Source organism: Gordonia sp. (in: high G+C Gram-positive bacteria), assembly GCF_049299075.1.
Taxonomy (GTDB): domain Bacteria; phylum Actinomycetota; class Actinomycetes; order Mycobacteriales; family Mycobacteriaceae; genus Gordonia.
The window spans coordinates 1-3,447 of sequence record NZ_JBAQWU010000207.1 but is presented as its reverse complement, the minus strand read 5'-3'; the positions used below and the strand labels follow the sequence as shown (position 1 = coordinate 3,447).

General features: G+C 67.2%; 4 protein-coding genes. All 4 read left to right on the top strand.

Annotation, left to right across the window (positions count from 1 at the left end; genetic code table 11):
- The coding region (ruvX, locus tag WAW85_RS06550) for a Holliday junction resolvase RuvX (RefSeq protein WP_422558826.1) at positions 1 to 420 on the top strand (420 nt) is incomplete at its 5' end.
- A complete protein-coding gene (gene mltG / locus WAW85_RS06545; RefSeq protein ID WP_422558825.1) occupies positions 413 to 1,996 on the top strand; it encodes an endolytic transglycosylase MltG in 1,584 nt (527 codons plus the stop codon). The genes ruvX and mltG, both read left to right, overlap by 8 nt.
- Positions 1,997 to 2,012: 16 nt before the next feature.
- Entirely contained in the window at positions 2,013 to 2,861 is an 849-nt protein-coding gene (locus WAW85_RS06540) for a shikimate dehydrogenase (protein WP_422558824.1), read from the top strand.
- Positions 2,862 to 2,941: 80 nt separating this feature from the next.
- The gene (locus tag WAW85_RS06535) at positions 2,942 to 3,325 is read left to right on the top strand and encodes a prepilin peptidase (RefSeq protein WP_422558823.1); all 384 of its coding nucleotides are present in this window, start codon (positions 2,942 to 2,944) and stop codon (positions 3,323 to 3,325) included.
- The last annotated feature ends 122 nt before the right edge of the window (positions 3,326 to 3,447 follow it).

Genomic DNA, 3,447 nt, shown 5'->3' with positions numbered 1-3,447 from the left:
GACGTCGGCAGCGTCCGGGTGGGGGTCGCTACCTGTGATCCCGACGGCATCTTGGCCACCCCTGTCGAGACCGTTCTGCGCACCGGTGATGACGCCGACGTGCGCCGAATCGCGGCACTAGCCGATGAGTACGAGGTCGTCGGGGTGGTCGTCGGACTGCCGCGAACACTCCGCAACACCGAGGGCGCCGCGGTGGCGGCGGCCCGCGCGTTCGGGGAAGCAGTTGCCGCTGCGATCGCGCCGGTTCCGGTGGTCTACCACGATGAGCGGCTCACCACGGTGACGGCGGCCCATGCGCTGCGGGCGAGCGGCAAGAATGCCAAAGCCGCGCGCGCCGTCATCGATCAGGCAGCCGCGGTCGCTATTCTGCAGGGATGGCTCGATTCCGCACGCAACGGGAGGATGGACACTCATGAGTGATCATCGCAAACCGTCGGATGGGGACGCCGCCGATGGCGACTCGGTGCCGATCGATCGTTTTGTCACTGATTCGGGGACACGGCATCGTCGCCGTCGGGAAGCCGGTGATCCTTCCACGACCGGCAGTATCCCGATCGTTCGAACCAGTGCCGACAGCGCCGACCCAATGATCGAGTATCGGCACCCGGAACAGGTGACCGACCGCTACATCCAGATCAACTATGCGACGCAGCCGCACGTGAGCGGCAGCACTGAGCCTGCTGAGCATCCGGTACGCACCGATGCGTTCGCGCCGCTCGATCCGCCGACGGCGCCCATGTCGGCGCCGGTTGAGCCGGAGCTGACGCTGACCGCTCCGGTGGCCGGCCCCGGTGACGCTGGGTTAGCCGACGTTCTGGACGAGGACGACGCCCAGACCGGTGGACGGATGCCAGCGCGGCGCCGCGGACGCCGCGCGCTGATCGCGCTGGCGGCGATCGTGACGGTACTCGTCGTGGCCGCCGTCGTGGTGCTGTGGAAGGTGGGCGTCTTCGCGCCGAGTAACAACTTTGATTCGGCGACCGGCGACGGCGCGCACGCACTCATCGAGGTGCCCGCGGACGCCTCGCTCACCCAGATCGGGCAGCGACTCACCGATGTCGGGGTTGTCGGCAGTTCGAAGGCCTTCGTGAACGCCGCGGATGGCCGTTCGCTGTCCGTTGGCTTCTATCTGTTGCCCACCGGAATCTCCGGCGAGGCGGCGGTCACCTTGATGGCCGACCCCTCCTACGCGGACCGGGTGGGGCGTTTCGTGGTCCCCGAGGGACTGCAACTGGATTCAAAGAAGGGCGTCGACGGTAAGACGACGCCGGGAGTCTTCGCGATGATCGCCGCCGCCACCACCTTCGAGCTGGCCGGCACAAAGTATGGGGTGACGGTCAGCGAACTGCAGGATGCCGCAGCCAACGGCTCGACCGAACAGCTCGGCGTGCCGTCGTGGGCGCAGGGCGCGGTGAAGAAGCTCACTGGCGACCATCGCCGTATCGAAGGTCTGATCGCGTCCGGTGCGTGGGAGGACGTCGACCCGCGGCTGAATGCTCGCGAAATGCTGAAAGCACTGATCGTCAAGAGTGCGGCGCGCTTCGACGCGTGGGGGCTGCACAGTGGCAACCACTCCGGCCTGCTGCCGTATGACACCCTGGTCGTCGCCTCCATCGTCGAACGCGAGGTGAGTCAGGAAGGGGACTACCCGAAGGTGGCCCGGGTGATCTTGAACCGCCTGGACAAGGAACAGAAGCTGCAGATGGACTCGACCGCCAACTACACGGCCGAGGTGACCGATATCGATGTCAAGGGCGAGGCCTACACCAGCAAAACGGAGTGGAACACCTATCAGCGCGACGGGCTACCGGTCACGCCGATCGGCGCGGTCGGACAGCGTGCGCTCCAGGCAGTGGAGAATCCGGCCGTCGGCAATTGGTTGTACTTCGTCACCGTCGACAATGCGGGCACCACACTGTTCGCGAACACCTTCGCCAAGCACAAAGCGAACCGACAGGTTGCCTGCACGAATAAGGTCCTGACGACCGGGTGTTGAGGAGGGTGGACGGCAGATGACGGGACCTCGCAGGGCCGCGGTACTCGGCGCACCCATCGGTCATTCGCGCTCGCCGGACCTGCACCGAGCCGCGTATGCGGCCCTCGGGCTGGTCGACTGGACCTACGATGCCATCGAGACGACTGCTGCCGAACTGCCCGGCCGGGTTGCCCGAGCGGGACCGGAGTGGGTCGGCTTCTCGGTGACCATGCCCGGTAAACTGGCCGCTTTGGCTGTCGCCGACGAGCGCACCGAACGGGCCGAACTGATCGGCTCGGCCAACACTCTGGTGCGGCTTCCGGACGGCCGTTGGCGTGCCGATTGCACCGACGTCGACGGGATGACCGGGGCTCTTGCCGAGGTGGGTGTTCCCCGGGAAACGAACAGTGCCGTCATTGTCGGCGCGGGCGGTACGGCGCTGCCCACTATCGCCGCCCTCGCGGACTGGCGGTGTCGACAGGTGACCATCGTGGCGCGGAGTGCCGCGCGGGCCGCCGATGCCGTCGCCTTAGCTGAGCGGCTCGGGTTGGTCTGTCGGGTCGTCGGCTTCGAGAACGGTCCGGCCCTGGCGCAGGCTGTGGCGGCTGCCGACGTGGTGATCTCCACGGTCCCGGCGACGGCTACCGGACCGATCCTGGACTCGCTGGCACCCACGGCACGTTTGGTCGACGTGATTTATGCGCCCTGGCCCACGCCGCTAGCAGAGGCGGTCGCCGCAGCTGGCGGAGCCGTCGTCGGCGGCTTGACCATGCTGCTCAACCAGGCCTACAGCCAGGTGGAACAGTTTACTGGTCGACCCGCCCCGCGCGCGGCGATGGCCGCGGCGCTGGATCCGGGCCGCTCGGTGATGTCGGCTGATTCATGATCTGGGGATAACTCACGTCGCTGGCACGAGCCTGTGGGTGGCCCTTCCCGCCACTGCCGAATCTGGTGCACGCTGCCGGAATGGGCTGGGGAATCGCGCTTTATCTACTGCTGATCGCCGACGTGGATCGGCGCACGTTGCGGATCCCGAACCTGTTGCTGCTGCCACTAGCGGTGGTCGCCGTCAGCGCCGCGGCGCAGACGCCGCTCGCCGGTGTGGCCGCGCTGACCGCGGCCGCACCGTACCTGCTCGGATTTCTTCGGCGCGCCTGCGGCGGGGGAGATGTGAAGCTGGCCACCTGCTGTGGCGCACTGCTGGGCAGCCCGGTCGCGGCCCTGGTCGCGGTGCTGCTGGCCGCAGTGATCGGCCTGACGGACTGTGTACTGGCCGGGACCGAACGCCGACCGCACGGTCCGGCACTCGTCGTCGCCACGCTGGCGGTGCTGCTGCTGGCACGCCGCTAACCTCAGGTCGAGGCCGCCTCGCGGCGGAGTCCGAACGTTGATCGGGATGTTACTTAAGTGACTAGAGGTACTAGTGAGGTAGCAGCTATCGTGGACGCATGTCTGTGTCACGACGCCGATTT

Excerpts from the sequence above, each read along its gene's own strand:
- mltG (WP_422558825.1), top strand. The coding sequence starts at position 413 with ATGAGTGATCATCGCAAACCGTCGGATGGGGACGCCGCCGATGGCGAC.
- WAW85_RS06540 (WP_422558824.1), top strand. The coding sequence starts at position 2,013 with ATGACGGGACCTCGCAGGGCCGCGGTACTCGGCGCACCCATCGGTCAT.
- WAW85_RS06535 (WP_422558823.1), top strand. The coding sequence starts at position 2,942 with ATGGGCTGGGGAATCGCGCTTTATCTACTGCTGATCGCCGACGTGGAT.